24 protein-coding genes and 1 pseudogene are annotated in these 25,908 nt (G+C 68.1%); 17 read left to right on the top strand and 8 right to left on the bottom strand.

From position 1 onward, the window contains the following. Positions 1 to 5: 5 nt before the first annotated feature. Positions 6 to 839: a CoA ester lyase gene (locus tag QFZ65_RS14625; RefSeq protein ID WP_306911432.1), complete on the top strand. Its 834-nt coding sequence runs from the start codon at positions 6 to 8 to the stop codon at positions 837 to 839. Between the two features lie 92 nt (positions 840 to 931). Here the strand turns inward: QFZ65_RS14625 and QFZ65_RS14620 are convergent, their stop codons facing one another. The 4 genes from QFZ65_RS14620 to QFZ65_RS14605 form a co-directional block, all read right to left on the bottom strand. After that, complete coding sequence (locus tag QFZ65_RS14620) at positions 932 to 1,321, bottom strand: universal stress protein (protein WP_306911431.1); 390 nt, start codon at positions 1,319 to 1,321, stop codon at positions 932 to 934. 90 nt (positions 1,322 to 1,411) lie between these two features. Continuing rightward, a complete protein-coding gene (locus tag QFZ65_RS14615; RefSeq protein WP_306911430.1) occupies positions 1,412 to 3,028 on the bottom strand; it encodes a tripartite tricarboxylate transporter permease in 1,617 nt (538 codons plus the stop codon). Beyond that, positions 3,029 to 3,532, bottom strand: a complete 504-nt coding sequence (locus tag QFZ65_RS14610; protein ID WP_306911429.1) for a tripartite tricarboxylate transporter TctB family protein — start codon at positions 3,530 to 3,532, stop codon at positions 3,029 to 3,031. Next, positions 3,529 to 4,542: a tripartite tricarboxylate transporter substrate binding protein gene (locus tag QFZ65_RS14605; RefSeq protein ID WP_306911428.1), complete on the bottom strand. Its 1,014-nt coding sequence runs from the start codon at positions 4,540 to 4,542 to the stop codon at positions 3,529 to 3,531. Before QFZ65_RS14605 ends, QFZ65_RS14610 begins: the two co-directional genes overlap by 4 nt. A 310-nt stretch (positions 4,543 to 4,852) precedes the next feature. Between QFZ65_RS14605 and QFZ65_RS14600 the strand changes: the two genes are divergently transcribed. Beyond that, positions 4,853 to 6,448 carry a sensor histidine kinase gene (locus QFZ65_RS14600; protein ID WP_306912595.1) on the top strand — a complete coding sequence of 532 codons (1,596 nt, stop codon included), beginning with the start codon at positions 4,853 to 4,855 and terminating at the stop codon, positions 6,446 to 6,448. Further along, entirely contained in the window at positions 6,445 to 7,131 is a 687-nt protein-coding gene (locus QFZ65_RS14595) for a response regulator (protein WP_306911427.1), read from the top strand. Before QFZ65_RS14600 ends, QFZ65_RS14595 begins: the two co-directional genes overlap by 4 nt. A 66-nt stretch (positions 7,132 to 7,197) precedes the next feature. On the opposite strand, the gene QFZ65_RS14590 is transcribed toward QFZ65_RS14595, so the two are convergent. Next, a complete protein-coding gene (locus tag QFZ65_RS14590) occupies positions 7,198 to 8,667 on the bottom strand; it encodes a lipase maturation factor family protein (RefSeq protein ID WP_306911426.1) in 1,470 nt (489 codons plus the stop codon). A gap of 60 nt (positions 8,668 to 8,727) precedes the next feature. Here QFZ65_RS14590 and QFZ65_RS14585 point away from each other — a divergent pair, with 60 nt between their 5' ends. From QFZ65_RS14585 to QFZ65_RS14535, 11 genes and pseudogenes are all read left to right on the top strand, one after another. Then, complete coding sequence (locus QFZ65_RS14585; RefSeq protein WP_306911425.1) at positions 8,728 to 9,471, top strand: sulfite exporter TauE/SafE family protein; 744 nt, start codon at positions 8,728 to 8,730, stop codon at positions 9,469 to 9,471. Between the two features lie 68 nt (positions 9,472 to 9,539). Then, positions 9,540 to 10,724: a 1-deoxy-D-xylulose-5-phosphate reductoisomerase gene (dxr, locus tag QFZ65_RS14580; RefSeq protein ID WP_306911424.1), complete on the top strand. Its 1,185-nt coding sequence runs from the start codon at positions 9,540 to 9,542 to the stop codon at positions 10,722 to 10,724. An 18-nt stretch (positions 10,725 to 10,742) separates the two neighbouring features. After that, positions 10,743 to 12,074 (top strand): RIP metalloprotease, encoded by a 1,332-nt coding sequence (locus tag QFZ65_RS14575; protein WP_306911423.1) that lies wholly within the window; start codon positions 10,743 to 10,745, stop codon positions 12,072 to 12,074. 171 nt (positions 12,075 to 12,245) lie between these two features. Further along, the gene (locus QFZ65_RS14570) at positions 12,246 to 12,998 is read left to right on the top strand and encodes a MarR family transcriptional regulator (RefSeq protein ID WP_306911422.1); all 753 of its coding nucleotides are present in this window, start codon (positions 12,246 to 12,248) and stop codon (positions 12,996 to 12,998) included. Next, positions 12,995 to 13,501 carry a hypothetical protein gene (locus QFZ65_RS14565; protein ID WP_306911421.1) on the top strand — a complete coding sequence of 169 codons (507 nt, stop codon included), beginning with the start codon at positions 12,995 to 12,997 and terminating at the stop codon, positions 13,499 to 13,501. Before QFZ65_RS14570 ends, QFZ65_RS14565 begins: the two co-directional genes overlap by 4 nt. A 129-nt stretch (positions 13,502 to 13,630) precedes the next feature. Continuing rightward, the gene (locus tag QFZ65_RS14560) at positions 13,631 to 13,921 is read left to right on the top strand and encodes a YciI family protein (protein ID WP_306911420.1); all 291 of its coding nucleotides are present in this window, start codon (positions 13,631 to 13,633) and stop codon (positions 13,919 to 13,921) included. A 67-nt stretch (positions 13,922 to 13,988) separates the two neighbouring features. After that, positions 13,989 to 15,155, top strand: coding sequence for a flavodoxin-dependent (E)-4-hydroxy-3-methylbut-2-enyl-diphosphate synthase (gene ispG / locus QFZ65_RS14555; protein ID WP_306911419.1), 1,167 nt, complete (start codon positions 13,989 to 13,991; stop codon positions 15,153 to 15,155). Beyond that, positions 15,118 to 16,005, top strand: coding sequence for a GNAT family N-acetyltransferase (locus QFZ65_RS14550; protein ID WP_306912594.1), 888 nt, complete (start codon positions 15,118 to 15,120; stop codon positions 16,003 to 16,005). The genes ispG and QFZ65_RS14550 overlap by 38 nt, the downstream gene beginning before the upstream one ends. Before the next feature lie 385 nt (positions 16,006 to 16,390). After that, a complete protein-coding gene (locus tag QFZ65_RS14545) occupies positions 16,391 to 18,202 on the top strand; it encodes a proline--tRNA ligase (protein ID WP_306911418.1) in 1,812 nt (603 codons plus the stop codon). A 17-nt stretch (positions 18,203 to 18,219) separates the two neighbouring features. After that, positions 18,220 to 19,015: pseudogene (locus QFZ65_RS14540) on the top strand (sulfite exporter TauE/SafE family protein). An 80-nt stretch (positions 19,016 to 19,095) separates the two neighbouring features. Then, positions 19,096 to 20,511 carry a pyridoxal-dependent decarboxylase gene (locus QFZ65_RS14535; protein WP_306911417.1) on the top strand — a complete coding sequence of 472 codons (1,416 nt, stop codon included), beginning with the start codon at positions 19,096 to 19,098 and terminating at the stop codon, positions 20,509 to 20,511. Here the strand turns inward: QFZ65_RS14535 and QFZ65_RS14530 are convergent. The 3 genes from QFZ65_RS14530 to QFZ65_RS14520 form a co-directional block, all read right to left on the bottom strand. Beyond that, positions 20,508 to 21,560 (bottom strand): aminoglycoside phosphotransferase family protein, encoded by a 1,053-nt coding sequence (locus QFZ65_RS14530; RefSeq protein WP_306911416.1) that lies wholly within the window; start codon positions 21,558 to 21,560, stop codon positions 20,508 to 20,510. The two genes, QFZ65_RS14535 and QFZ65_RS14530, sit on opposite strands and share 4 nt — an antisense overlap. Positions 21,561 to 21,618: 58 nt before the next feature. Beyond that, positions 21,619 to 22,353, bottom strand: coding sequence for a VIT family protein (locus QFZ65_RS14525; RefSeq protein ID WP_306911415.1), 735 nt, complete (start codon positions 22,351 to 22,353; stop codon positions 21,619 to 21,621). Positions 22,354 to 22,533: 180 nt separating this feature from the next. Then, positions 22,534 to 23,634, bottom strand: a complete 1,101-nt coding sequence (locus QFZ65_RS14520) for a DUF4439 domain-containing protein (RefSeq protein ID WP_306911414.1) — start codon at positions 23,632 to 23,634, stop codon at positions 22,534 to 22,536. 105 nt (positions 23,635 to 23,739) lie between these two features. On the opposite strand from QFZ65_RS14520, the gene rimP reads away from it, so the two are divergent. The 3 genes from rimP to QFZ65_RS14505 all read left to right on the top strand — a co-directional run bounded on the left by rimP (position 23,740) and on the right by QFZ65_RS14505 (position 25,890). After that, positions 23,740 to 24,357: a ribosome maturation factor RimP gene (rimP, locus tag QFZ65_RS14515; RefSeq protein ID WP_306911413.1), complete on the top strand. Its 618-nt coding sequence runs from the start codon at positions 23,740 to 23,742 to the stop codon at positions 24,355 to 24,357. Further along, the gene (nusA, locus tag QFZ65_RS14510) at positions 24,357 to 25,337 is read left to right on the top strand and encodes a transcription termination factor NusA (RefSeq protein WP_306911412.1); all 981 of its coding nucleotides are present in this window, start codon (positions 24,357 to 24,359) and stop codon (positions 25,335 to 25,337) included. Before rimP ends, nusA begins: the two co-directional genes overlap by 1 nt. Before the next feature lie 91 nt (positions 25,338 to 25,428). Then, entirely contained in the window at positions 25,429 to 25,890 is a 462-nt protein-coding gene (locus tag QFZ65_RS14505; RefSeq protein WP_373427596.1) for a YlxR family protein, read from the top strand. Positions 25,891 to 25,908: the final 18 nt, after the last annotated feature.

Genomic DNA, 25,908 nt, shown 5'->3' with positions numbered 1-25,908 from the left:
GACACATGACCTTCCTCATGGGCCCTGCCCTGTTGTTCTGCCCAGCCGACCGTCCCGAGCGCTACCAGAAAGCTGCCGAACGCGCCGACGCCGTCATTATCGACCTGGAAGACGCCGTCGCGCCGGCTGACAAACAGCGCGCCCGCGGCGCCATCCTCGCCCAGCTCGGGTCCGCGGGCGATGTCCCGGAACTTGACCCGAGCCGGACCATTATCCGGGTGAACCCGGCGGGCACCGAGGAGTTCGAAAAGGACCTGCACTGCCTGAAGCACACCCCGTACCGGCACGTCATGCTGGCCAAGGCCGAAGGCGCCGCCCAGCTCAGGGAGCTTGAGGGCTACAGCGTGATTGCGCTCTGCGAGACGGCCGCCGGCATCCTGAACGCGGCCGCCATCGCTGCCGAGCCGAACGTCGTGGGCCTGATGTGGGGGGCCGAGGACCTGCTCGCCTCCCTCGGCGGCACCTCCAGCCGGACCGACGACGGCGGCTACCGTGCCGTGGCGCTGCATGCCCGTTCCAGCGTCCTGCTGGCCGCCCGGGCGTTCGGCAAGGAAGCCGTCGACGCCGTGTACGTCAACATTCCGGATCTCTCCGGCCTGGCACTCGAGGCCCAGGACGGCGCCGCCTCAGGCTTCGCATCCAAGGCCTGCATCCACCCGAACCAGGTGGCGGTGGTCCGCGGTGCCTATGCTCCCTCCGAAACAGACGTCGCGGCCGCGGCCGAGCTGCTCGATGCCGCCGCCGCAGCAGGCGCAGGCGTTTTCCAGCACAAGGGCAAGATGATCGACGGGCCCATCCTCCGGCACGCCGAGTCCACGCTCCGCCGCGCGGGCCGCTAGAAACGGTTCCGGACATGCAACAAGCCGGGAGTCCTGGGACTCCCGGCCTGTTGCGTGCCTTGGCTTAAGCCACGACTGTTATGCCCTGACGGTTAGGCTTTGACGGCGAGGACCGGGCAGTCAGCTTCGAGCAGGATGCGCTGCGACACGCTGCCCATGATCAGCTTGCCGACAGGGGTGCGGCGGCGCAGGCCGATCACGATCATTTCTGCGTTGTTCTCCTCCGCGGCCTCCAGGACCTCGGCCGCCGCGTCATGGCCACGCACCGGCTGCTTGATGACATGGTTAATGCCCTCAGTGGCCAGGCGGTCCTCGATGCTCTGGATCTCGGGTTCCTGCGCGTACCTGTTGTCCACCAGGGCGTCGCCCTTGGAGGAGTTGATCACGAGCAATGTCGTATTGCTCTTCCGTGCCTCCGCAATGGCCTGGGTCAGCGCTGCTTCGCCCTGGGGTGTAGGGACGTATCCCACCACGATTGTCATTGTTGTTCCTAACTAACGGTGTGTCCGGTCTGGGTGCCGGATCAGTGACTGTTCCGGATTGGTGCGGGTTTCCGTGCGGGAAACACGTGGCTAGCCGTCCCCGTCCCCGTCGCCTGGCGCATCCCCGCGCAGGTGCCCGTGGCTGGCATGGCTGACAGTGCCACCCGCATCTCTGGGAATCGATGAGCCGGACTGAAGCTGCGTGCCCGCCGGTGCTGCAGCAGGACGGTTCCGGCGGAACAGCTTGAAGAGCAGCGGCCAGAGCAGGATGATCGCCACGATGATGTAGATGCCGATGGCGATGGGCTCGCTCCAGAGTCCTGATACGTCTCCGCCGCTGAGCTGCAGGGTCTTGCGCAGCTGGCCTTCGACGCGCGGGCCCAGGATCACGCCGAGGATGAGGGGCAGGACGGGGAGCCCGAACCGCCGCATCATGAACCCGAGCGCACCGAGCACCAGCAGGATCACCAGGTCGAACGCCTGCAGGTTCACCGAGTAGGCGCCCAAAGTGGCGAAGAACAGGATCCCGGCATACAGGTAGGGGCGCGGCAGCTGCAGGAGCTTGGCCCAGAGCGGTGCCAGGGGCAGGTTGATGACCAGGAGCAGGAAGTTGCCGATGAAGAGGCTGGCGATCAGTGCCCAGACCAGTGGTCCCTCACTTGCGAACAGCTGGGGCCCCGGCTGGATGCCGTAGGAGGTGAACGCCGCCAGCATCACCGCCGCAGTGGCGTTGGTCGGGAGTCCCAGTGCCAGCATCGGGGTCAGGGTGCCGGCCGCGGCTGCATTGTTCGCGGCTTCCGGCCCGGCTACGCCTTCGATCGCGCCCTTTCCGAACTCCTCGGGGTGCTTGCTGAGGCGCTTTTCGGTGACATAGGACAGGAAGGTCGGGATCTCAGCGCCGCCGGCCGGAAGCGCGCCGAACGGGAAGCCGAAGGCGGTTCCACGCAGCCAGGGCTTCCAGGACCGCTTCCAGTCCTGCTTGCCCATCCAGGGCTGCCCCACCGGGATGACGTTCAGTGGAGTCCGGCGCAGATGGGCGGCCACCCACAAGGCTTCGCCCACGGCGAAGATCGCGACTGCCACCACCACAATGTCCAGCCCGTCGGTGAGAAGCGGCTGGCCGAAGGTGAGCCTCCGCTGCCCTGTGACGGAATCCATTCCGACCAGGCCGATCGCGAGGCCCAGGCCCAGCGAGGCAAAGCCGCGGAGCCGGGACGACCCCAGCACGGCGGTGACGGCTAGGAGCGAAAGGACCATGATGGCGAAGTAGCTGGGGGAGCCCAGGCTGACGGCGAATTTGACCACGACAGGCGCGCAGACGGCCAGCAGGGTGGTGCCGATGGTCCCGGCGATGAAGGAGCCGATGGCCGCCGTCGCCAGCGCCTGCGCGGCCCGGCCGGCCTTGGCCATCTTGTGGCCCTCGATGGCGGTGACCACCGAGGAAGACTCGCCGGGCGTGTTGAGCAGGATGGAAGTGGTGGATCCGCCGTACATGCCGCCGTAGTAGATGCCGGCGAACATGATGAAGGCGCTGGTGGGCTCCAGGACGTACGTCACGGGAAGCAGCAGGGCCACGGTCATCGCCGGGCCCAGTCCCGGCAGGACGCCGACGGCGGTGCCCAGGACGACGCCGATAACGGCGTAGAGGAAATTCATGGGGGTCAGGGCCGTGGCGAAGCCGTCCATGAGGGAACTGAAGACGTCCATTTAGAGAATCCCTTCCAACAGCCCGGCGGGGAGCGCAATTCCGAGGCCGAGGTAGAAGCCGTAGAAGGTGAGGAGTGAGAGCGCAACGGAGAGAAGTCCGTCGCGGACATAGTGCCGGCTGCCCAGCGCCAGGACGCTGCCCCAAAAGAGGACGGTGCCGGAGATGACCCAACCGGCCCAGTCGATGAGCAGGATGTTGGCAATGAAGGCGCCGGCAAGGGGGAGCACGGTCTTCCAGTCGGCAGGGTGGGTCAGGTCGACGTCCTCGCCGCCTTCAGCCTCGCCGTGTCCGCCGCGCAGGACATTGACGGCCAGCATCACTGCGCAGATGATCAGCAGGCCGGCCACGATGTAGGGAACCGTCTTCGGCCCCACGGGGTCCGACTTGGAGTAGGGCGTCACGAGGTTGGCGGCGTCCCAGAGGACCAGCCCGCCGGCCGCCCCGAGCAGGAGGGCGACCCCCAGCTCGGAGCGGCCTTTGAGCCCGGATGTCATGGAACTCACGCCAGGCCAAGCTTCGTCAAGACGTCCGCCACCCGCTTGTCCTGCTCGGTCAGGAAGGACTTGAAGCCATCGCCGGTGACGAAAGCGTCGGACCAGCTGTGCGACTTCAACGCGTCCTTCCAGGCCTGGGTGCCGTGCATCTTCTCAAGGGCGGCAATCAGGGACGCCTTGTCAGCGTCGCTGATTCCGGGAGGGGCCACGACGCCGCGCCAGTTGGTGAAGACCAGGTCGATGCCGGATTCCTTCAGGGTGGGGGCGTCGACACCTTCGAGGCGCTTGTCGCCGCTGGTGGCAAGGACCCGGACCTCGCCGGACTCGATCTGCTTCAGGTACTCACCGGCACCTGAGGCAGCGAAGCCCAGCTTGTTGCCCAGGATGGCAGGAAGAAGATCGCCGCCGCCGTCGTAGGAGACAAAGTTGACCTTGGTGGCATCGATGCCCACGGCCCCGGCCAGCTGCATCGGCAGGAGGTGGTCCGGACCGCCGGGGGAAGAACCGCCGCCGACGCTGATGGCACCCGGATCAGCCTTCCAGGCCGTCACCAGGTCACCAATGGTCTTGTACGGCGAATCCTTGCTGACCATGATGGCGCCCGGCTCTTCGATGAGCTTGGCCAGGGGGGTCGTGTCCGTGAGCTTGGACTGGGACTTGTTCGTGTAGCTCGCGCCCACAACGCCGAGGCCCATCAACATGGCAAGATCGCCGTTGCCTTTTTCGTTCACAACCCGGGCCAGGCCCACGGTGCCACCGGCGCCGGCGAGGTTGAAGACCTCTGTGTTCGTGGCGATCTTCTCGTCGTCGAGAACCTTCGCGGCCACGCGGGCCGTGGTGTCGTATCCGCCGCCGGCGGTGTTGGGAACCAGGATCTGCAGCCCCGTGATGGGGCCTGCCGCGGCGCCGGAACTGGCGGGAGCGGCGGTGGAGCTCTTGCCCGTGGCACCGCACCCGGTGGCCATCAGGGCAATGCCGGCAGCGACGGCGGCAATTCGCAATGCGCGGATCTGGCGCATGGTGTTCCTCTCGATAAAACTGATCAGCAAAACTGACTGGTGTTCCGATGCTAAGTGCCCCCGTGACGGGGATCACTCTTGTGTACGCAGAGAAAGTTAAGTTCATTTCGTTCACGTTTCGGCACGCCAACCGGGCGCCTTCAGGCTTCAAACCCGGCGCTCGGCGTCCGGTATAGTTCACCCCACCGCCGCCGGATCCGTTCGACGCCCGTGCGCGTGCGGCGTCGGGGCCTAAGGCCCCCGCTGCAGGCGCGGCCACTATAAGCTCGACCACTTCAAGGAAAGACAGCACGTGACTCGACGAAGAGCAATGTCGCTCGCCGGGCAGTACCTGGTCCTGCAGCTGCTGATCGTCCTGGCCGTCCTGGTCGCGGTGGTCGCGATTTCGCTGGAGCAGTCCGCCGCCGCCTTTGAACGGATCGAGGGCCGGCGGGCCTTGTCCGCCGCCGAGTCCCTGGGCGGCAATCCCACGGTCCGCATCCTGCTTCCCGGCGCCGAGCCCGGCAGCGGCTCCGGACTGCCCGCGGTGGCCGAATCCATCCGGACCCTCTCCGGATCGTCGCAGGTCGCCCTGGCCAGGCGGGACGGTATCGTGGTGGCGTCGTCGGACCCCGGCCAACTCGGCCGGCCCCTCGAACTGGGAGCGAGCCGGGTCATGGAGGGCCGGGCCTGGACCGGAGTGGTCCATGGCTCGGGCAACGTGTACCTGTCGGCGCACGTCCCGGTTCTGGACGACACCGGAACCATGATCGGCATCGCCTCCATCAGCCGGAACTACCCGTCTGCCCTGGAGCGGCTTGGCGACGCGGTACCGAACCTGCTCACGTATCTCGGCGTGGCAAGTGTGCTCGGCGTCGCGGGGTCGCTGCTGCTGGCACGGAGGGTGAAACGCCAGACCCTCGGCATGGAGCCGACGGAAATCACCAATCTGGTGGAAAACCGGGAGGCCATGCTGCACAACCTCAAGGAAGGCGTGGTGGCCCTGGATCCCTCCGAACGGATCACTGTGGCCAATGACAGTGCCCGGCAACTCCTCGGACTCTCGCCCGACTGCGTCGGCAAGAATCTCAGCGCCCTGGCCGTGGAGCCGGCCCTGCGCGAGGTTCTCACCCGGGAACAGCCCGGTCCGGACAGGCTTGTGCTGGTAGGTGAGCGCCTTGTTGTCCTGAACCGCATGCCCATGCTGTCCCACGGGCGCACCATCGGATCCGTGACCACCCTCCGTGACCGCACCGAACTCTCGTCACTCGAGCGTGAGCTGGGGACCACGCGCACCGCAACGGACACCCTCCGCGCCCAGGCCCATGAATTCGCGAACCAGTTGCACATCATTTCCGGCCTCATCCAGATCGGCGAATATGACGCCGTCGTCCAGTTCGTCAACGGGGCAACCCTTGACCGGACCCGGCTTAACGAGGAAGTGACCAGCAGGATCGGCGATCCGGCGCTGGCGGCCCTGCTCATCGCAAAGTCCAGCCTCGCGGCCGAAGGCGGAGTGACGTTACAGCTCTCCCCGGACTCGCACCTTGGACCGGTTGGGGAGGACCTGTCCCGGGACCTGACCACCGTCGTCGGCAATCTGGTGGACAACGCGCTCGACGCAGTGCGGGGCACCCCGGAGGCGTCCGTCGAAGTCCTTATCGACGACGGCGCGGATGGGTTGCGCGTCACCGTGAAGGACTCCGGCCCCGGGGTGCCGCCCGAACACGGGGATGCCATCTTCAGCCAGGGATTCACGACCAAACAGGCCACTGCTGACGGCGGGCGCGGCTACGGCCTGGCGCTGTCCCGCGTTGTCTGCCAGCGCCGCGGCGGACAGCTCTCGGTGCACAACGACGGCGGTGCCGTCTTCACAGCCCGGCTCACACCGACGCCCGGCTCACACCCGAGAAAGGCGCAGCCGTGATCCGCGTCCTGATAATCGATGACGACTTCATGGTCGCCAAGGTCCACGCCGGCTTCATCCAGCGGACTCCCGGATTCTCCGTGGTGGGCGCGGCCCACAGCGGGGCAGAGGCGCTCGCCAAGACGCGGGATCTTCGACCGGACCTGGTGCTGCTCGACATCCACCTGCCGGACGCCCACGGGCTCGACCTGATGCTCCAGCTGCGGGAAATCGCCCCCGAACTCGACGTGCTGGTGATCAGCGCGGCACGGGAGGTGGAGACCGTCCGGCGGGCCCTCCGCGGCGGGATCGTCCATTACCTCATCAAACCGTTCTCCCAGTCCGACCTGCAGGAACGCCTGGAGCATTACCGCAGTGCCTACCAGGGCCTGGACTCCACAAAGGACGTCGCGGAGCAGTCCGACGTGAACCGGGTCTTCGGCGTGGAGCGGCAGCGCGAGGCGGCCCAACGTCCGCTGCCGAAGGGGTGCAGCCCGGAGACGCTCAAGATGGTCGAACGTGTCCTTCGCTCGGCCGAGACGGACCTGTCGGCGGCAGAGGTCGCCGATCTCACCGGCACGTCCCGGGTGAGCGCACGCCGCTACCTCGAGTACCTTTCCGACGAGGCCAGGGTGGACGTGCGGCTCAAGTATGGCGCCGGACGTCCGGAACGCCGCTATGTCTTGAAACCGCTCCAGTCCTGAAGCCGCTCTGACCCGTCCCGTCGGTGCGCGCCTTACTCCCGCCTATCTGTGCGCTTATCTGTGCGCTTATCTGTCCGCCGGGAGGGCTACCGCCGGGATGGACACAGCCAGCGGGATCCGGACCCAGCGCTCGCCGGTCGCACGGAACTCGGCCCTGGTGGCGAAGCGGTAAAGGTAGCTGCGGACCCGCACCCAGCGGGGGCGTGCGCCGTCGAACGGGTCGTGGCGCAGCAGCCGGAGCACCGGCCGGTCCGCCTCAAGCAGTTTCGCGAGGAACGCGTAGAACCATTCCTCGTGCACCGTGCGCAGCGGCAGGAACCACATCAGCCAGTCAAGCCGGAGGTGGTACGGCGCGTACTGCCGCGGGAGGCGGCGGACGTTGCCCGGCTTTCCCTTGAATTCATACTCCTGCCAGTCGCCGTCGTCGGGCTCTTCGGCGAGGGTCCCCTCCACCACGATCTCGATCCGCCGCTTGGTGACGGTGCCGAACGCGCCATAGGTGTTGACGAGCTGCCAGCGGTTGAAACTGGCATTCATCAGCTGGTGGCGGGAAAGAAGGTTCTCGATGGGCCGGTAGCTCAGCACCACGTGGAGCATGGTGGCAAAGAGGACCACCACGAGCCACGGCACCGGTGCCTGGCTGCCGGCCGTGGCTGCTGCTCCCGCAGACGGGGCGTGCCACTCCAGCGGGATGGCGGGCAGCACGGCGTGCGCCACCGGATCACTGACGGCGGCGAAGGCAAGCAGGATCGCCATCCAGTTGAGCCAGGCAAAGTTCCCGCTGACCACGAGCCAGAGCTGGGTGAAGATGACCACCCCGGCCGCCACGCTCGCGACCGGCTGCGGGAAGAAAAGGAAGAACGGAACCACCAGCTGGGCGAAATGGTTGCCCAGGACCTCCAGCCGGTGCCACGCCTTGGGCAGCAGATGCGCCTGCCGGCTCAGGGGACCGGGCATCGGCTGGGTCTCGTGGTGGTAGTACAGGGCCGTCAGGTCCCGCCACTCGGTCCCGCCCCGGATCTTGATCAGGCCCGCGCCGAACTCCAGCCGGAACACCAGCCACACCAGCAGGATCAGGATGGGCCGCGGCGGGGGAGTCTGGTCCGAGCCAAGGAAAGCCGCCGTGAACCCGGCCTCGAGCAGCAGCATCTCCCATCCGAAGCCGTAGAACGTCTGGCCGACATTGACGATCGACATGTACAACAGCCACAGGGCCAGGAAGGCCAGCAGCGGAACCCACGGCGGGCCGAGCTGCGGCAGGCCGAGGACCAGCGTCGCGGCAATGGCCATCCCGGCCCAGCAGACGGCCCGCAGCAGCCCGTCCGAGTACCGCCAGTGGAAAAGGCTGGGCCTGCCCAGCCGGCGGAATGCCGACAGATAGTCCGGAACCGGCAGCAGGCCGCGCTCGCCGAGGAGGGCCGGGAACTGGTTGAGCGAGGAGAGGAAGGCCACGAAGAAGAGCGTGGCAATGCCGCGCTGCAGCACCTGCCGGGCGAACTCGTAATCCGGCGCGTCGAACCATGCCGTCCACTCCACGAATGACACGTTACGCCTGCCGCGCACGCCGTCAATCCGGCGCGGCACTAGGATCGAAGCATGTTTGCTCTGGTGCTCATCGCCGTAGTGGCAGGGGCACTGGCCCAGCGCCTGGCCGGCCTCGGCTTCGGCCTGCTCGTATCCCCGGTCCTCGTGGTCCTGCTCGGTCCCTTTGACGGCGTGATGATCATCAACCTCTGCGGCGCGTCGTCGTCGCTGCTGATCCTGTCCAGGGTGTGGCGGCACGTCAACTGGCGGCGCTACGCCGGCCTCGCCCCCTCCGCCCTGCTCGGCGTGGTTCCCGGCGCCTGGCTGGCCAGCCACGTCCCCCCGGCGCCCCTGGAGATCTGCATCGGCGTGCTCCTCGTTCTTGCCCTGCTGGCGTCCCAGCGGCTGAACCGCAGCTCCTGGCGCGCGAGCGGCCCGGTTCCCATGGTCGGACTGGGATTTTCCAGCGGCCTGATGAACGCGGCGGCCGGCGTCGGCGGGCCGGCGATCACCGCCTACGCCGTCGCCACCCGCTGGGACCAGAAGACCTTCGGCGCCACGCTGCAGCCGTACTTCATCACCACCGGGCTCTCCTCGCTCCTGACCAAATACCTCTTTTCCGGCGGCCACCTGCCGGCCCTTGAGACCTGGCAGTGGCTGGGCATCCTGGGGTCCATGGTGGCGGGCATCGCGGCCGGCGATGTCCTCTCGGCGCGGATCCGCCCGGGCGTCGTCCGGGGAATCGTGGTCATCATTGCTTACGCCGGAGCTGTCTCGACCATGGCCAAGGGCATGACGGAGCTCTTGTTCGGCTAAACGCCCGGCCCCGGCGGTCCGATGACTCGCGGAATGGGGCCACGCCCCCGGTGCGCGATACTTAACCCATGCAGCCGCGCAAAATCGTCCTCCTCGGATCCACCGGTTCCATCGGCACACAGGCGATTGACGTCGTCGACGGCGCCCCGCACCTTTTCGACGTCGTGGCCCTCAGCGCCGGCGGCGGCAACCCCGAGCTCCTGGCGCGGCAGGCCGTGCACACCCGCGCCCGGGCGGTCGGCATCGCCAGCGGGAGCGCCGCGGCGCTCCAGGACCTGATCGACGACGCCGCCCGCGCGGCCGGCGTGACAGGCTACCGCCCGGAGATCATCACCGGCCCCGACGCGTCCGCCCGGATCGCGGAGATTGAAGCCGACGTCGTCCTGAACGGCATCACCGGCTCGATCGGCCTGGCCCCCACCCTGGCCGCGCTCCGCTCCGGCGCCACCCTGGCGCTGGCCAACAAGGAATCCCTGATCGTTGGCGGCTCCCTCGTCAAAGCCGCAGCCCGGGACGGCCAGATCGTCCCGGTGGACTCCGAGCATTCGGCGATCGCCCAGTGCCTGCGCTCGGGCACCGCCGCTGAAGTGGACCGCCTGGTCCTCACGGCCTCCGGCGGGCCCTTCCGCGGCAAGACCCGGGAGCAGCTCCACGATGTGTCCCCGCAGGATGCCCTCGCGCACCCCACCTGGGATATGGGCCTGATGGTCACCACCAACTCCGCCAGCCTCGTCAACAAGGGCCTTGAGGTGATCGAGGCGCACCTGCTCTTCGACATCCCGCTGGAGAAGATCGACGTCGTGGTGCACCCGCAGTCCGTGGTGCACTCGATGGTGCAGTTCATTGACGGCTCCACCATTGCCCAGGCCTCGCCGCCGGACATGCGCCTGCCGATCGCCCTGGGCCTTGGCTGGCCGGACCGCGTCGCCGGGGCCGCCCCGGCCTGCGACTGGACCAAGGCCACCAGTTGGACCTTTGAGCCGCTCGATACCGCGGCCTTCCCCGCCGTCGGGCTGGCCAAGGACGCAGCCAGGCAGGGGAGCACGTACCCCGCAGTCTTCAACGCCGCGAACGAGGAGGCGGTGATGGCCTTCCACGCGGGCCGGATCCGCTTCACCGACATCGTAGATACCATCGAAGCCGTACTCAGCGAACACACAGGGTCCTCCGGGCTGACGGTGGAGTCCGTGCTGGATGCTGAACGGTGGGCACGCGCCCGCACCCACGAACGTTTGGCCGTCAGAAGCGTCTAGGAAGCAGCAGATCACAGCATGAGCCCCGTCCTCCTCTTTATCCTCGGTGTCGTCTTTGTGGCGATCGGCATCGCCGTGTCCATCGCCCTGCACGAGGTGGGACACCTGTTGCCGGCCAAGCTGTTCAGGGTCCGCGTCACCAAGTACATGATCGGCTTCGGCCCCACCGTCTGGTCCCGGCGGAAGGGCGAGACGGAATACGGCTTCAAAGCCATCCCGCTCGGCGGCTTCGTCTCCATGATCGGCATGTACCCGCCGAACAAGGAGGACGGCACCGTACGGCCCTCCAGCACCGGCATGTTCCAGTCGCTTGCCAGTGATGCCCGCTCCATGGCCCACGAGGAAGTCGGCCCGGGGGACGAAAACCGTGTCTTCTACCGCCTCCCCGTCTGGAAGAAGATCATCATCATGCTCGGCGGCCCGGCCATGAACCTGCTGATCGGCGTCGTGCTCACCGCCGTGCTGCTGATGGGCTTCGGCGTCGCGGCGCAGACCACAACCATCGCGGAGGTCTCCAAGTGCCAGGTCAAGGCCGGCGAGACGGTGGACCCTGACTCCTCCGACTGCAAGCTCACGCCGGCTGCGGCTGCCGGGCTCAAACCCAACGACGTCATCATGGGCTTCGACGGCAGGACCGTAACCGGCTGGGATGAACTCACCGGCTTGATCCGCGCCTCTGCGGACAAGCAGGTCAGCATCACGGTGCAGCGCGACGGCGTCCCGGTCACCACCACGGTTACCCCGGTCCTCTCGGCCCGGCCGGTAATCGGCGACGACGGCCGCCAGGCCACTGACGCCAGCGGCAAGCTGCTTTACCAGGACGTCGGATTCCTGGGCATCGGGGCGCAGACCGCGCTGGTGCAGCAACCGGCGACGGCCGTGCTCCCGATGGCGGGCGAGAACATCAAGCAGGTGGCCGGCGTCGTGCTTAACCTCCCGGCGCGGGTGGCCGGGGTGGCGAGGGCTGCCTTCAGCGAGGAGCCCCGGGACCCCAACGGACCCATCAGCGTGGTCGGTGTCGGCCGGGTGGCCGGCGAGGTTGCGGCGATGGAGCAGGTCCCGCTGCAGTCCCGGCTCGCCGCCCTGGTGGGCCTGCTGGCCGGACTCAACTTTGCTCTGGCGGTCTTCAACCTCGTTCCGCTGTTGCCGCTCGACGGCGGCCACATCGCGGGCGCGCTGTATGAGGGCGCCCGGAGGAGGATCGCCAAACTGTTCGGCCGCCCGGACCCCGGTGCCTTCGACATCGCCAAGCTGCTTCCCGTGACCTACGTGGTGGCGGCGCTGCTGATGGGCATGGGCGCGCTGCTGATTTACGCTGACATCGTGAAGCCGGTCAACCTTTTCGGTTAGGCTGGCCTCCTGGTCGGGGCAGTTCAGCCGAGCCCGGGCTCTCCAGTTCGACGGAAGCCCCCGATCTGAACCGGAATGCGGTGAGATTCAAATATCAGCCGAAAGCGGCTAATTCGGATAAATCAGTTGTAATCGATTGATTAGCCGCGCCTGGCACCCTACGCTGGGCTCATGTACGTTCTGACCATCGACCAGCGGGGGAGCACTTCCGACGTCGACCGCGTCCCGGAGCTGCTCGCTGAGCTGTCCGCGCTGTCCGCGCTGTCCAGCGCCGGCCGGTTCGAACGCTCGGTCGGCGACGAGGTGCAGGGCGTTCTGGAGCGGCCGGAAGAGGTGGTGGAGGTCGCCCTGCATGCCCTGCGTGGTGACCGCTGGTACGTGGGGATCGGAGTAGGCTCCGTGGACCTGCCGCTGCCGGCGAGCCCGCGGGAAGGATCCGGTCCCGCCTTCGTGGCCGCCCGCCTGGCGGTGGACCGCGCCAAAGCCTCGGCCGCCCATGTGCCGCTCGCCGTCGTTCCCGGCGGTGCCCGGCGGGGACATTCCGTGCCGACGCATGGGCCGTCCGCCGGTGTTGCCGGCGGGGGTGCTGGAGCATCCCCAGGCGCCAGGGCCTGCGCCAACGCCGAGGCTGTGCTCCGGCTGATCGGCCGGCTCGTCCAGGACCGCACCGACGCCCAGTGGAAAGTCCTGGACGTCCTGCGCTCCGTGCAGCAGGGACAGGCAAGCATGCACGGCACCCAGAAAATCGCGGCCGGGAAACTCGGCATCACCGAACAATCGGTAAGCCGCGCCCTGTTGCGCTCCGGCTGGCAGGAAGAGTGGGCGGCGAGGCCGGCGGCCGAGTCGCTGCTGTCCCTCGCGCATGGACTAATCACGGGAACGGACTGCCCCGGTGCAGAACGCACCCCGGAAGGAGACCGGTGAACGCCCTGTGGATCAGCCTGGCCCTGCTCGCGGCCGGGTTCGCCGGCTGGCCGGTCACGGCCCTGGTCTTCCGGCTGGCCCGGACCATTGACGACCGGACCATCGACGACCGGACCGGCGACGACCGGACCGGCGCTGGCAGGGCAGGCGACGGCGGGGCAGCCGATGACCGGGCCGCCGTCGGCGATCCTGCTGCGGACACCACAACCGACGTCGTCCCCGCGGCAGCGGCTGGCGTCGAGGGAGTAGACGTGGTCAGCAGCGCCCGGATCCTGCGGGGAGGGGCGATAATCGGCATCCTGGAACGGCTGGCGGTGTGCCTTGCCGTCCTGGCCGGACAGCCGGTCGCGATCGCCTACGTGGTCGCCATCAAGGGCCTGGGGCGCTTCGCCGAGCTGAAGGAAACACCCGTGGCGGCGGAGCGGTTCATCATCGGGACCCTCACCTCCATGCTGTGGGCGGCGGGCATGGCAGCGCTGGCCAAGGTGTACTTTCTCGGCTGACCGTGCTGCCCCCGTGCTGCCCCGTGCTGCCCCAGGCACTGCCGCGGGCCGTACCGTCGGGCCGTCGTCGGGCCGTACCGTCGGGCGGCCGGATGGGTGCCGGGCCGCCGGGGGCGATAGTGTGTCCATATGACTGTTTTTGCTGTTGAGTATGTGTACGACGCCGAATCCACCGAAGTCCGCAACGCCACCCGCCCCGCGCACCGCGAATGGACGTCGGGACTGGCCCAGGAGGGCACGCTGCTCGCCAGCGGCCCCTACGGCGACGGTGCGGGAGCGCTCCTGATCGTCAAGGCGGCCGATGAGATGGCCCTGAACGAGATCCTCAAGCAGGATCCGTTCGCCGCCGCCGGCGCCATCTCCGGCACCCGCAGCACCGTCTGGGCGCCTATCACCGGCCTCCTGGCCAACCACGCCTAACCGGTCCGCGCGCCGCCTACCCGGTCTGCAACAGACCTTCGATCGTTCGATCCCCAAAGGAGTCCATGTGACCTCGGTCAGCCTGGGAATGCCGTCAGCACCGCCCCCCGTACTCGCCCCGCGCCGGAAGACCCGGCAGATCAAGGTGGGCTCGGTGGGCGTCGGCTCGGATTTCCCGATCAGCGTGCAGTCGATGACCACTACGCCGACCACCGACATCAACGCCACGCTGCAGCAGATCGCTGAGCTCACGGCCTCGGGCTGCGACATCGTGCGTGTGGCCTGCCCGTCCGCGGACGACGCCGAAGCGCTGCCCATCATTGCCCGGAAGTCCCAGATCCCGGTCATCGCGGACATCCACTTCCAGCCCAAGTACGTCTTCGCTGCCATCGAGGCCGGCTGCGCCGCAGTGCGCGTGAACCCGGGAAACATCCGGAAGTTCGATGACCAGGTCAAGGAGATCGCCAGGGCCGCCAAGGACCATGGCACCTCGATCCGGATCGGCGTCAACGCCGGTTCCCTGGAGCCCGGCATCCTCAAGAAGTACGGCAAGGCAACGCCGGAGGCCCTCGTGGAGTCCGCGGTCTGGGAAGCGTCGCTGTTCGAGGAGCACGGGTTCCACGACTTCAAGATCTCCGTCAAGCACAACGACCCCGTGATCATGGTGGCCGCCTACGAGATGCTCGCCGAAAAGGGCGACTGGCCGCTGCACCTCGGCGTCACGGAGGCCGGACCGGCGTTCCAGGGCACCATCAAGTCGGCCACCGCCTTCGGCGCCCTGCTCTCCCGCGGTATCGGAGACACCATCCGGGTGTCCCTGTCGGCCCCGCCGGTCGAGGAGATCAAGGTCGGCAACCAGATTCTGCAGTCCCTCAACCTGCGGCCGCGCAAGCTCGAGATCGTCTCCTGCCCGTCGTGCGGCCGTGCCCAGGTGGACGTCTACACGCTCGCAGAGCAGGTAACGGCCGGCCTGGAAGGCATGGAGATTCCGCTGCGCGTGGCCGTCATGGGCTGCGTCGTGAACGGTCCGGGTGAAGCCCGCGAAGCCGACCTCGGGGTTGCGTCCGGAAACGGCAAGGGGCAGATCTTCGTGAGGGGTGAAGTCATCAAGACTGTTCCCGAGGACCAGATTGTTGAGACACTGATCGAAGAAGCCATGCGTATCGCTGAAGAGATGGGTGAGGCCGATGGCGAAGATGCTGTCAAGGGTAGCCCCGTGGTTAGCGTCTCGTAGGGACGGCGCCGAGTCCGGCGCCGCCGTCCGGATCCTGTCGGGTTCGGACACAGCACAACTGCTGGAGCTTGCGGAACGGGACCCGGTCGCGAACGTCTTCATCCTTTCCCATCTTGAAGCAGCCGGTTCGGCTGCTCCGACGGCCGGGGGAGCGAGCATTCTTGGAGTGTTCGACGGCGGGATACTCCTGGGTGCCTGCTGGGCCGGCGCGAACCTGGTGCCGGTGCAGCTCGACCCGGAATTCGCCGGCCTCGTCGCGACGGCGGGGAACACCTCCGGGCGTCGCTACGCATCCATCTTCGGTCCGGCCGAGACGGTGCTGGCACTGTACGCCGGCCTCGAGCAGTTGGGCCACGAGGCCCACGAAATCCGGAATGACCAACCGCTGATGTCCATCTCGGGGCCTCCTGCCGTCCCGGCGAATCCGGCCCTTGGCTTAGGCCAGCTCGCGGATTTCGACAGGATCCTGCCGGCGTGCGCGGCCATGTTCGAGGAGGAAGTCGGCTACTCGCCCTATCTGGGCGGCCGGGAGTATTACAGCCGTCGCGTGAAGGGGTTGATCCGCCAAGGACATTCACTGGTGCACCTCAACGAGGAGGGCGTCGTGGTGTTCAAGGCCGAACTGGGAGCGGTCACCAGGGAAGTGACCCAGGTCCAGGGCGTCTGGATGAATCCGGCCTACCGCGGGCGCGGTGAAAGCGCCGGCTACATGGCCGCCGTCGTGGACCTCGCACAGAACCTCGCACCGGTCACCAGCCTCTATGTCAACGACTTCAACGCCCGGGCCCGGGCCACGTACGAGCGGGTGGGCTTCCGGCAGGTCGGCACGTTCGCGACGGTTCTCTTCTAGCCTGTGCCGCCGTCGGGCCGCGTCCGGACCAGCAAGCCACTAACCGAATGCTTACTCTTGTTTTCGCGGCGGGCATCGCATAAGTTCGACCTAGTCGTGCCGCTCGCGCACGCGCGGCCACGGGTACTCCTGTCCGCAAACGCCCCTCGGGGCGGCCCGGGCAGCTCAGAGCCGGAGATCTGGCGGTGATGGGGGCCGCAGAGCCACGCCATGTCGGGATGACCAGCCGGGGACCGGCCAGGGGCTTCCTCCAGCCATGGCGTGGCTCTTCCGCGTCCGGGCTGACGGTAGATTAGTACCTAGACTGTTCGTACCTAGACGGTTCACCCAGTTCTGCTCGGTCTTACTGAGTTGCCCTGCACTCCCAGAAACGGAAATCCCTCCAGTGGTCCTTCGACTCTCCCAGCTGTTCCTGCGCACCCTGCGTGAAGATCCCGCCGACGCCGAAGTGGCCAGCCACCGCCTGCTGGTGCGCGCCGGCTATATCCGCCGGGCCGCACCGGGCATCTACACCTGGCTGCCGCTGGGCCTGAGTGTGCTGCGCAAGGTCGAGCAGGTCATCCGCGAGGAGATGTCAGCCATCGGCGCGCAGGAAGTGCACTTCCCTGCGCTGCTGCCTAAGGAGCCCTATGAGGCCACCAACCGCTGGACCGAGTACGGCGAAGGTATCTTCCGGCTCAAGGACCGCAAAGGCAACGACTACCTGCTGGCGCCCACCCACGAGGAGATGTTCACCCTGCTCGTGAAGGACCTGTACTCCTCGTACAAGGACCTGCCGCTGAGCATCTACCAGATCCAGAACAAGTACCGCGACGAGGCACGCCCCCGGGCCGGCCTGCTGCGCGGCCGCGAGTTCATCATGAAGGATTCCTACTCCTTCGACGTCGACGACGCCGGGCTGGACGACAGCTACGCGGCGCACCGCAGGGCGTACCTGAACATCTTTGCGCGCCTCGGCCTCGAGGTGGTTCCCGTTGCGGCCACCGCCGGGGCGATGGGCGGGTCCAAGAGCGAGGAATTCCTGCACCCCACCGAGATCGGCGAGGACACCTTCGTGCGGTCGGCCGGAGGCTACGCCGCCAACGTCGAGGCGGTCACCACGGTTGTTCCTGCCGACATCGACTACACCGACGCCCCCGCCGCCGAGGTCCGGGACACCCCGGACACCCCCACGATCGAGACGCTCGTGGACGCCGCAAACGTCCTGGCTCCCCGCGCGGAGGGCGACGGCGGCGCGTGGACGGCCGCGGACACGCTCAAGAACGTCGTGCTCGCCGTCACCCTGCCCACCGGGGAACGCCAGATCCTGGTCATCGGCGTGCCGGGCGACCGCGGCGTGGACCTCAAGCGCGTCGAGGCGAACATCGGGTCCTTCCTGCCGATCGCCGGCGAGATCACGCTCGAGGCCGCGAACGAGGAAGACCTCAAGAAGCAGCCGCTCATCGTCAAGGGCTACCTCGGCCCGGGCCTGTCCCTGGACGCGCCCCTGCTCGGCACCGAAGGCGCCGCCAAGCTCCTCTACCTCGTGGACCCGCGCGTCGTCAGCGGCTCGGCATGGATCACCGGCGCCAACGAGGCCGGCAAGCACGTCTTCGGCCTGGTCGCCGGGCGGGACTTCGGCTGGGACGGCGTCATCGAAGCCACGGAGGTCCGCGCCGGCGACGAGGCCCCGGACGGATCCGGCCCGCTGGAAACCGCCCGCGGCATCGAAATGGGCCACATCTTCCAGCTCGGCCGCAAGTACGCCGAGGCCCTCGACCTGAAGGTCCTGGACCAGAACGGCAAACAGGTTGTCGTGACCATGGGCTCCTACGGCGTCGGTGTCACCCGCGCCGTGGCAGCCCTGGCCGAATCCAACCACGACGACAAGGGCCTGGTCTGGCCGCGTGCGGTGGCTCCGGCCGACGTCCACGTGGTGGCTGTGGGCCGGGGCGAGGAGATCTTCGCCGCCGCCGAGAAGCTCTCCCGTGAACTCGAAGCCGCCGGTCTCGACGTCATCTACGACGACCGTCCCAAGGTGTCCCCGGGCGTCAAGTTCGGCGACGCCGAACTCGTCGGCGTCCCCACCATCCTCGCCGTCGGGCGCGGGCTGGTGGACGGCGTCGTGGAGATCAAGGACCGCCGCAGCGGCAACGCCGAAAACATTGCTGTCGAGAAGGCTGTTGACTACGTGGTCAACGCCGTCCGCAACAGCTGACGCCCGCCTAGGCAGGCGTGATCTCAGGACTCGAGTCGATCGAGCTCAGCACCCTCATCCTGATCGTCGTGGCCGGCTTCGGCGCGGGCTGGGTGGACGCCGTCGTGGGCGGCGGGGGACTGATCCAGTTGCCCGTCATGCTGCTGGTACCGGGCATCAGCCCGGTGCAGGCACTGGCCACGAACAAGATGGGATCGATCTTCGGCACCACAACAAGTGCCGTGACGTACTACCGGCGCGTCCGGCCGGACCTTCGCACCGCCGTGCCCATGGCGGTCATTGCGCTGGCCGGGAGCTTTGGCGGCGCGATCCTCGCGGCCACGCTCCCGGCAAGTGTCTTCAAGCCGATCATCGTCGCCGCGCTCGTGGCCGTCGCGTTGTTCACGGCGTTCCGCCCGAGCGTCGGGGAGCTGACCAAGTTGCGCCATGACGGCCACCGGCACTACGTGGTGGCCTGCCTCATCGGCGGCGTGATCGGTTTCTATGACGGGCTGATCGGCCCGGGGGACGGGTTCGTTCCTCATCATCGCGCTCGTTTCGGCCATGGGGTATGCCTTCCTGGAAGCCAGCGCCAAGGCCAAGATCGTGAACATGGCCACCAACGCCGGAGCCCTGCTGTTCTTCCTTCCGCACGGCTCGCTGCTGTGGGGACTTGGGCTGGTGCTGGGCGCGGCCAATATGGCCGGCGGCTACCTCGGCGCCCGGACGGCGGTCAAACAGGGGAGCAGGTTCATCCGGATCGTTTTCCTCGTGGTGGTGGCGGCGCTGATCCTCAAGCTCGGTTCCGATATCTGGCAAGATTCGCTGGCCTGACCCGCTCCTGCGGAAGGCGCAGTCCGGACCTACTCCCGGGCCCATTCCCGGGACGGAAGCCGCGGGCGTAGCATGCACCTATGTCAGCACCTGAGGACCGTTACAGCGACGCCCTGGAGGCCGCAGTCCGGCACGCGCGCCAGTGGCTCGGGAGCCAGGAAACCCGCCGGGTCGGTCCGGGCGCCACCGCCTCCGGGCTCGCGGCGGAGTTCGGCGGACCACTTCCGGCGGGCGGCATGCCGGCCGCGGAGGTGGTCGAGTACCTGGCCACGAAGGCCGAACCCGGGCTGATGGCCATGCCGTCGGGACGGTTTTTTGGCTGGGTTATCGGCGGCACCCTCCCGGCCGCCCTTGCCGCGGACTGGCTGGTCAGTGCCTGGGACCAGAACTCCGGATTGCGCTTTGCCACTCCCGCGACCGCCGCCATAGAAGAGGCCGCTGGCAAGTGGCTGCTGGAACTGCTGGGGTTACCGGAGGAATCGGGCGTGGGTTTCGCCACCGGTGCCACGATGGCCAACTTCACTGGCCTCGCCGCGGCCCGGTGGCGCCTGCTGGCCGACGCCGGCTGGGACCTTGACCGTGACGGCCTGTTTGGCGCCCCCCGCATTCATTGTTTCGTGGGGCAGGAACGCCACGACACCGTGGACCTTGGTCTCCGGTACCTGGGGCTGGGACGGCCCACGGTGGTCCCCGCCGACCGGCAGGGCAGGATCGACGCCGCGGAACTCGACTGCGCCCTGGACCGGGTGGCGCTGGACGCATCCGGGCCGGCCCCGCTGCTGGTCTGCCTGCAGGCCGGGAACCTGCATTCCGGAGCGTTCGATCCGTTCCGGGAGGCTATCGCCGTCGCGAAGGCGCACGGGGCCTGGGTCCACGTGGATGGCGCGTTCGGGCTCTGGGCAGCAGCCGTGCCGGAGCTTTCTGCCCTGACCGCCGGGCTGCAGCTGGCGGACTCCTGGGGCACCGACGCGCACAAGACACTCAACGTCCCCTATGACTGCGGGATCGCAGTGGTCCGGGATTCCAGTGCGCTCCGTTCGGCCATGGGCCTGCACACCAGCTACCTCATCCAGGAGGCGGAGGGTCCCGCGGATCCGTTTGAGACCGTCCCGGAGCTGTCCCGCCGGGCCCGGGGCGTGCCGGTGTGGGCGGCCCTAAAGGAGCTCGGCCGGGACGGGGTCGCCGCGCAGGTCCGGACGCTCGTGCACCGCGCCGCGCAGCTGGCCGAACAGCTGTCGGCGGTGGACGGCGTTGAGGTGCTGAACGACGTCGACTACACGCAGGTCTCGCTGGCCTTTGGCGACGACGCCACGACGCGAGCGGTCACTGCACGGATCATCGCCGACGGGCGGGTCTGGATGTCCGGTTCCCGCTGGCAGGAACGGGACATCCTGCGGATCTCGGTCAGCAACTGGAGCACGGACGACGCCGATGTGGCGTCCGCGGTCGGCGCGGTCCGGGACGCCGTGGCGGCAGTCCACGCGGACACCCGCTAGAATGCAGCCGTCCCCGGAACCGGCAGGTCGTGCGCGGCGGGCAGCCCCGGCAGGGTGCGTCCGGCCAGCGTGCTCGCCACCCAAAGCGAGCGCAGCACATCCCCCTCGCGCCGGGGTGCCGAGGCATACGCCAGGGCGTTGTCCACTTCCCGGGCGAGGCTCCACTGGCGGGCGGCTTCGGGGTCAAGACCGGCGGCGGCACTTATGACCCTGCACCGCTTTAGCAGTCCCCGTTCCGGGTCCGCACGCGGCAGCTCGGGAATCCGGTGCCATAGCAGGGGAGCCACCGCGAATTCCGCTTCGCCGACCAAGGGCTGCGGATTGATGGCGGCGTAGCTGACCGCGCCCGGGCCGGCCGCGCTGCCAGCCTGTTCCGGTCGGGCCAGGACGTTCCGGAAGTGCAGGTCGGTATGGACCAGCACATCCTTGCCCGCGCGCCGGCCGACGGTCCCGCGCGTCTGGCAGACTTCCAGTGCGGCTTCCAGCAGCCAGCGCGGGAAGGGACGGCCCAGGCGTTCCCACGTATCCGGCAGCTCGTCGCTCCACTGTTCGGCACGGGCGGCAATTTGGCCGAACTCCTGCCACTCCGGCCTGCCGTCGGGCAGCAGGCCGAGCCGACGGACCAGGTCTCCCCAGATGGGGACTGCCGTGTCCACGGGCACCTCCCGCAGGGAGCGGCCCGCGTCCAGGCGCTCCAGCAGCAGGGCGCCGCCATCGGCGTCGGCGCCCAGCAGCCGGACGGCGCCGTCGCCCGCCCACAGCGTGAGCGCCTGCCGTTCCGCGAGTGCTTCGTCGTGCGGATAGGCGATTTTCAGCACGGAGGAAACAGGAGTCCCGCCCTCGGCTGCCAGTTGCAGGACGGGCAACACCATGGCCCCGTGGCCGTGCCAGGGCAGGCATCCCGGCGCCAGGTCCAGGGCCAGGTCCCACTGGTCCAGGCAGCGGCGGATCAACCGGGGGAGCGACGCCAGCCAGTCGCGGCCGGACGCGGTGGCGCTGTAACGCCGGCTCAGGCCGGGCGGAATCGGGAACTCTGCAGGCGTGCTCATCGGATCCAGCGTAATTCGTTGTTCGCCGCGACGCCGGGCGCTTCGGACAGCGCCGCGGTCAGCCGATGCCTACGCCGCTTGCGCCGAGCAGGTTGCCGATCAGGAAGGTCGCGGCCAGTGCCAGGGCGCCGCCCACCACCACGCGGACGGCCGCCTTGAGCCGCGAACTCCCGCCAATCCAGGCGCCGAGTGCCCCCGTCGCGGCCAGGGCCACGAGCACGGCCACGAAGGTCAGCGGCACCCGGATGTTCTCCGGCGGCAGCAGGATGGCCAGCATGGGCAGGACCGCTCCGGCCAGGAAGGCGATGGCGGACGCAAACGCGGCATGCCAGGGGCTGACAATGTCCGTCTCGTCGATGTTGAGCTCCGCGGAGAGATGCGCGCCGAGGGCGTCATGGGCGGTGAGTTCCATCGCAACCGTGCGGGCTGTATCCGCACTGAGTCCCTTGCCCTGGTAGATAGCGGCGAGCTCCTCCAGCTCTTCCTCGGGCTGCTCCAGCAGTTCCAGCCTTTCCTTGTCGATCAGCGCCTGCTGGCTGTCCTTCTGGCTGCTGACCGAGACGTATTCGCCCAGGGCCATGGAGATCGCCCCGCCCACCACGCCCGCGGTACCGGCGATCAGGATCGGGCCGGACTCCGTGGTGACACCAGCGACGCCGACAACGATCGCGGCGACGGAGACGATCCCGTCGTTGGCGCCCAGCACGCCGGCACGCAGCCAGTTGAGGCGGTGCGCGAGGTCGTTACGGTGCGGCTCGTTCTGGTGAAGGGCGGGTGCGTCCGTGCTGTCCATGGTTACAGCAAAGCATCGGCGCCCTCGACTGGCCAGTATTGGAAGGCTAAGCAATGTAAGCCGGAGCTTCGTCCGGCCGCGGCTTGCCGGGCGGGAGCACATTGACACGGACTCGCCGTGATCCACCCGGGAGTGCTGCCCTTTGCAGGCTCAAAGTGCCCCCGGACAGTGCCGGCGCAGTCACCCGCCCTGGGAGCGGGCAGGGGAGGGCGTGGGCGCGGGCAGTGGCGGGAAGGATTCCGGGTCCGCTGGCAGTCCGGGCAAGGACCCCGGCTCGGCGCCCCACACGACGGCCCCGCGCGCGGTTTCCAGCAGGGCGGAGATGGCCCAGCGCCGGGCGTCGCCATCACTCAGCGCCACCAGGTCGCCATAGACCGGCAGTGACCCGGCTTCCAGTCCGGTCAGTCCGGCGGCGGGGGCAGCCAGGAAGGACGGGGACAGGGAATAGCCGGCCTCCGGCGGGGGAGGGGTGAGGCAGCGGCCGAGGCTCAATGACCGGGCTCCCGTGAGGAGTGCCTCATGGCGGGCCAGCTGGCTGGCGGCGGACTTTGCCGGTTCGCCGCGCAACCGGGTGAGCGCCAGCTGGTAGCCATAGACGTTTTGCTGCTCGGTCCGTACGGCGGCCTCGAGCGCGCGGGCAGCCGTCGCGCCGCTGCCGTGCGTTTCAACGGCCGGCGGGGCGGACGCAACGGCCGCCGGACACGTGCCGGTTACCTGCGGGGCGGCGGGGTCCGCCTGAGCGGGAAGGTCCGTGCCGGTGCCCGCCGCGAGGGCTGATGCCTGCAGCAGCTGGGCGGTTCCGACGGCGGCGAGCAGCCGGGCCATGCCGCCGTCGGCCACCGCAGCATCCGCAAGCCGCTGCGCGGCGCTGGCCGCGAGTTCGGTAGCTACCCCGGCCGCCGATGCGGGGGTAGGAGCGGCAGCCGATGGTGTCTGCGGCTCCTGCGGAAACAACGCCGCGGGGTCGTCCCCGCCGGGGGAGAGCAGCGCCCTGGCCTGCGTTGTCAGCAATGTCACAGTCTGTGTGAGCGGGGCCCGTCCGGCGCCCGGCGCGGTGCTGCCCAGCTGCTCGACGGCCGCGCGGAGCCGCAGGGTTTCGCTCAGGGCCGCAGCCCGGGCCCGCTCGGAAAACGGCGGTTCTGCGGCGGGTTCCGGGGTGCCGGGCGTCAACGCCACACCGATGCCGAGCGCCACCAGGGCGATACAGGCCAGGAGGGCAATGCGGGGCAGTAAGCGGGCCGTGAGCCCCCGCCCTTGCTTTTCCCCGGTGTCCTCTTTCACAACAGACCATGTTGTCATGCTGGCCGGGAACCCGGTGCACCACGGCGCCTGGAAAATCGCTAGGCTAGTACACACAACATCATCTAACGGGAGGCGGCCGGCATCATGACCAACGCAGAAGCCACGACTTCATCAGACCGGACCGGGACGGGGAAGGCTGAGGCCGCACCCGCACAGAATCTGGAGGCCCAGCGCCTGCACGCCCTCCTTGAACCCGCAGTGCACGCCAACCGCCTCTACCTTGAAGACGTCTCCATCCAGGTCGCCGGCGCCAACCGGGTGGTCCACGTTGTGGTGGACCTGCCTCAGGAAGAGACAGGCGGCGTAACCCTGGACGTCATCGCCGAGATCTCCAAGACCCTGTCCGACATGCTGGACGACGATCCCAGCACCGATGCCCGCCCTTACGAACTTGAGGTTTCATCGCCCGGAGTCGGGCGCCCCCTGACCGAGCCGAGGCACTGGCACCGTGCCCGCGGTCGGATGGCCAAAGTCAACGTCCTGCAGGGCGAGAACGTCACCGGCAGGATCCACTCCGTGGATGACGGCGGCGTCACCCTCATCCCGGAAATCGCCGTGAAGAAGGGCATGAAGCCCAAACAGGGCGAGCCGGTCAAGATTCCTTTCGACAGGATCCGCAGTGGAAAAGTCGAGATAGAGTTCAGCCACCTCGATGAGGCCGGGCTGGAAAACGCAAATAATGGACCTTCTGAGGAGGCCTGATGGATATTGACATGAGCGCACTGAGACTCCTGGAGCGTGAGCGCGAAATCCCGCTGGATCTCCTGATTCCGACCATCGAGCAGGCCCTCCTGGTGGCCTACCACAAGACTCCCGGAGCCTTCGAGAAGGCCCGCGCGGAGCTGGACCGCAAGAGCGGGCACGTGACCATCTGGGCTACCGAGATCGACGACGACGGCGCGCCGATCGGCGAGTTTGAAGACACCCCCGCCGGCTTTGGCCGCATCGCCGCCAGCACGGCCCGCCAGATCATCCTGCAGCGCCTGCGCGACGCCGAGGACGACAACGTCCTTGGCCAGTTCAAGGGCCGCGAAGGCGAGCTGGTGGCCGGAACCATCCAGCAGGGCAACAACCCGCACATGATCCAGGTCAACCTCGGCACCGTCGAGGCGCTGCTTCCGCCGCCCGAGCAGGTACCGGGCGAAAAGTACATCCACGGCAACCGCCTCCGCGCCTTCGTGATCGATGTGCACCGCGGCACCAAGGGCCCGTCCATCACGCTTTCCCGCTCGCACCCCGGCCTGGTCCGGAAGCTCTTCGAAATGGAGGTCCCGGAAATCGCGGACCGTTCCGTCGAGATCGTGGCGCTGGCCCGCGAAGCCGGTCACCGCACCAAGATTGCGGTCAAGGCCAACGCCTCAGGCATCAATGCCAAGGGTGCCTGCATCGGCGAAATGGGCTCCCGTGTCCGGGCTGTCATGACAGAGTTGAACGACGAGAAGATCGACATCGTCGACTACAGCGACGATCCCGCAACCTTCATCGCCAGCGCACTGTCGCCGTCGAGAGTGAACTCGGTCACCATCACGGACGAAGCCACCCGCTCCGCCCGCGTCGTCGTTCCGGACTACCAGCTGTCCCTCGCGATCGGCAAGGAAGGCCAGAACGCACGGCTCGCCGCCAAGCTCACCGGCTGGCGGATCGACATTGTCTCCGACGCCGCGGTGGCCCGCGACAGCTAGCCCCCTTCCAGCACCTGCAGCGTCCGGGGCCCCGGGTTCGGGGTCCCGGCGCCGGAGGGGCTAGAATAGACATGACCGCGCCTAAGGGCCGGTGTCCGCGTGCCCTCAGCATCCGGCTTCAGCTCGCCTAGGTGTCAGTTACAGGACGCCCGGGCCGGGCCGGCTGGAAGACCGGGCAGGCAGGCAGGTACAGCAGGAAGATACTCGAAACGTGGCACAAGTGCAGCACCTCGAGAATCAACCGCAACGGACCTGCATCGGATGCCGGCAAAAGGGCCCGCGGTCTGAGCTACTCCGGCTCGTCTCCGGCGGCAGCGGTTCATCCGCCGTCGTAGTGGATGAACGACGCCGGATGGCTGGCCGGGGTGCATGGCTGCACCCCAGCGAAAAGTGCCTGGCACTGGCGGTCAAACGTCGGGCGTTCGGACGCGCCCTCAACGGCGCAACCGGCACAGCCGACGTCGAACGCCGGATTATGGCAGGCACGAAAGCCGTGGACACTCCGGTGGCCGCAGCGACAACCGTCCAACCTGAAAGCGGGTCAGAAAACTGATGGAAACCCGATGAGTTC

The organism is Arthrobacter sp. B3I9, assembly GCF_030816935.1.
GTDB lineage: Bacteria > Actinomycetota > Actinomycetes > Actinomycetales > Micrococcaceae > Arthrobacter.
This window is presented reverse-complemented; position numbering and strand designations above follow the sequence as displayed.

Bases quoted from the DNA above. Each gene is read 5' to 3' on its own strand.
- QFZ65_RS14625 (WP_306911432.1), top strand. From the start codon at position 6: ATGACCTTCCTCATGGGCCCTGCCCTGTTGTTCTGCCCAGCCGACCGT.
- QFZ65_RS14620 (WP_306911431.1), bottom strand. From the start codon at position 1,321: ATGACAATCGTGGTGGGATACGTCCCTACACCCCAGGGCGAAGCAGCG.
- QFZ65_RS14615 (WP_306911430.1), bottom strand. From the start codon at position 3,028: ATGGACGTCTTCAGTTCCCTCATGGACGGCTTCGCCACGGCCCTGACC.
- QFZ65_RS14605 (WP_306911428.1), bottom strand. From the start codon at position 4,542: ATGCGCCAGATCCGCGCATTGCGAATTGCCGCCGTCGCTGCCGGCATT.
- QFZ65_RS14600 (WP_306912595.1), top strand. From the start codon at position 4,853: ATGTCGCTCGCCGGGCAGTACCTGGTCCTGCAGCTGCTGATCGTCCTG.
- QFZ65_RS14585 (WP_306911425.1), top strand. From the start codon at position 8,728: ATGTTTGCTCTGGTGCTCATCGCCGTAGTGGCAGGGGCACTGGCCCAG.
- dxr (WP_306911424.1), top strand. From the start codon at position 9,540: ATGCAGCCGCGCAAAATCGTCCTCCTCGGATCCACCGGTTCCATCGGC.
- QFZ65_RS14575 (WP_306911423.1), top strand. From the start codon at position 10,743: ATGAGCCCCGTCCTCCTCTTTATCCTCGGTGTCGTCTTTGTGGCGATC.
- QFZ65_RS14570 (WP_306911422.1), top strand. From the start codon at position 12,246: ATGTACGTTCTGACCATCGACCAGCGGGGGAGCACTTCCGACGTCGAC.
- QFZ65_RS14560 (WP_306911420.1), top strand. From the start codon at position 13,631: ATGACTGTTTTTGCTGTTGAGTATGTGTACGACGCCGAATCCACCGAA.
- QFZ65_RS14550 (WP_306912594.1), top strand. From the start codon at position 15,118: ATGCTGTCAAGGGTAGCCCCGTGGTTAGCGTCTCGTAGGGACGGCGCC.
- QFZ65_RS14535 (WP_306911417.1), top strand. From the start codon at position 19,096: ATGTCAGCACCTGAGGACCGTTACAGCGACGCCCTGGAGGCCGCAGTC.
- QFZ65_RS14530 (WP_306911416.1), bottom strand. From the start codon at position 21,560: ATGAGCACGCCTGCAGAGTTCCCGATTCCGCCCGGCCTGAGCCGGCGT.
- QFZ65_RS14525 (WP_306911415.1), bottom strand. From the start codon at position 22,353: ATGGACAGCACGGACGCACCCGCCCTTCACCAGAACGAGCCGCACCGT.
- rimP (WP_306911413.1), top strand. From the start codon at position 23,740: ATGACCAACGCAGAAGCCACGACTTCATCAGACCGGACCGGGACGGGG.
- nusA (WP_306911412.1), top strand. From the start codon at position 24,357: ATGGATATTGACATGAGCGCACTGAGACTCCTGGAGCGTGAGCGCGAA.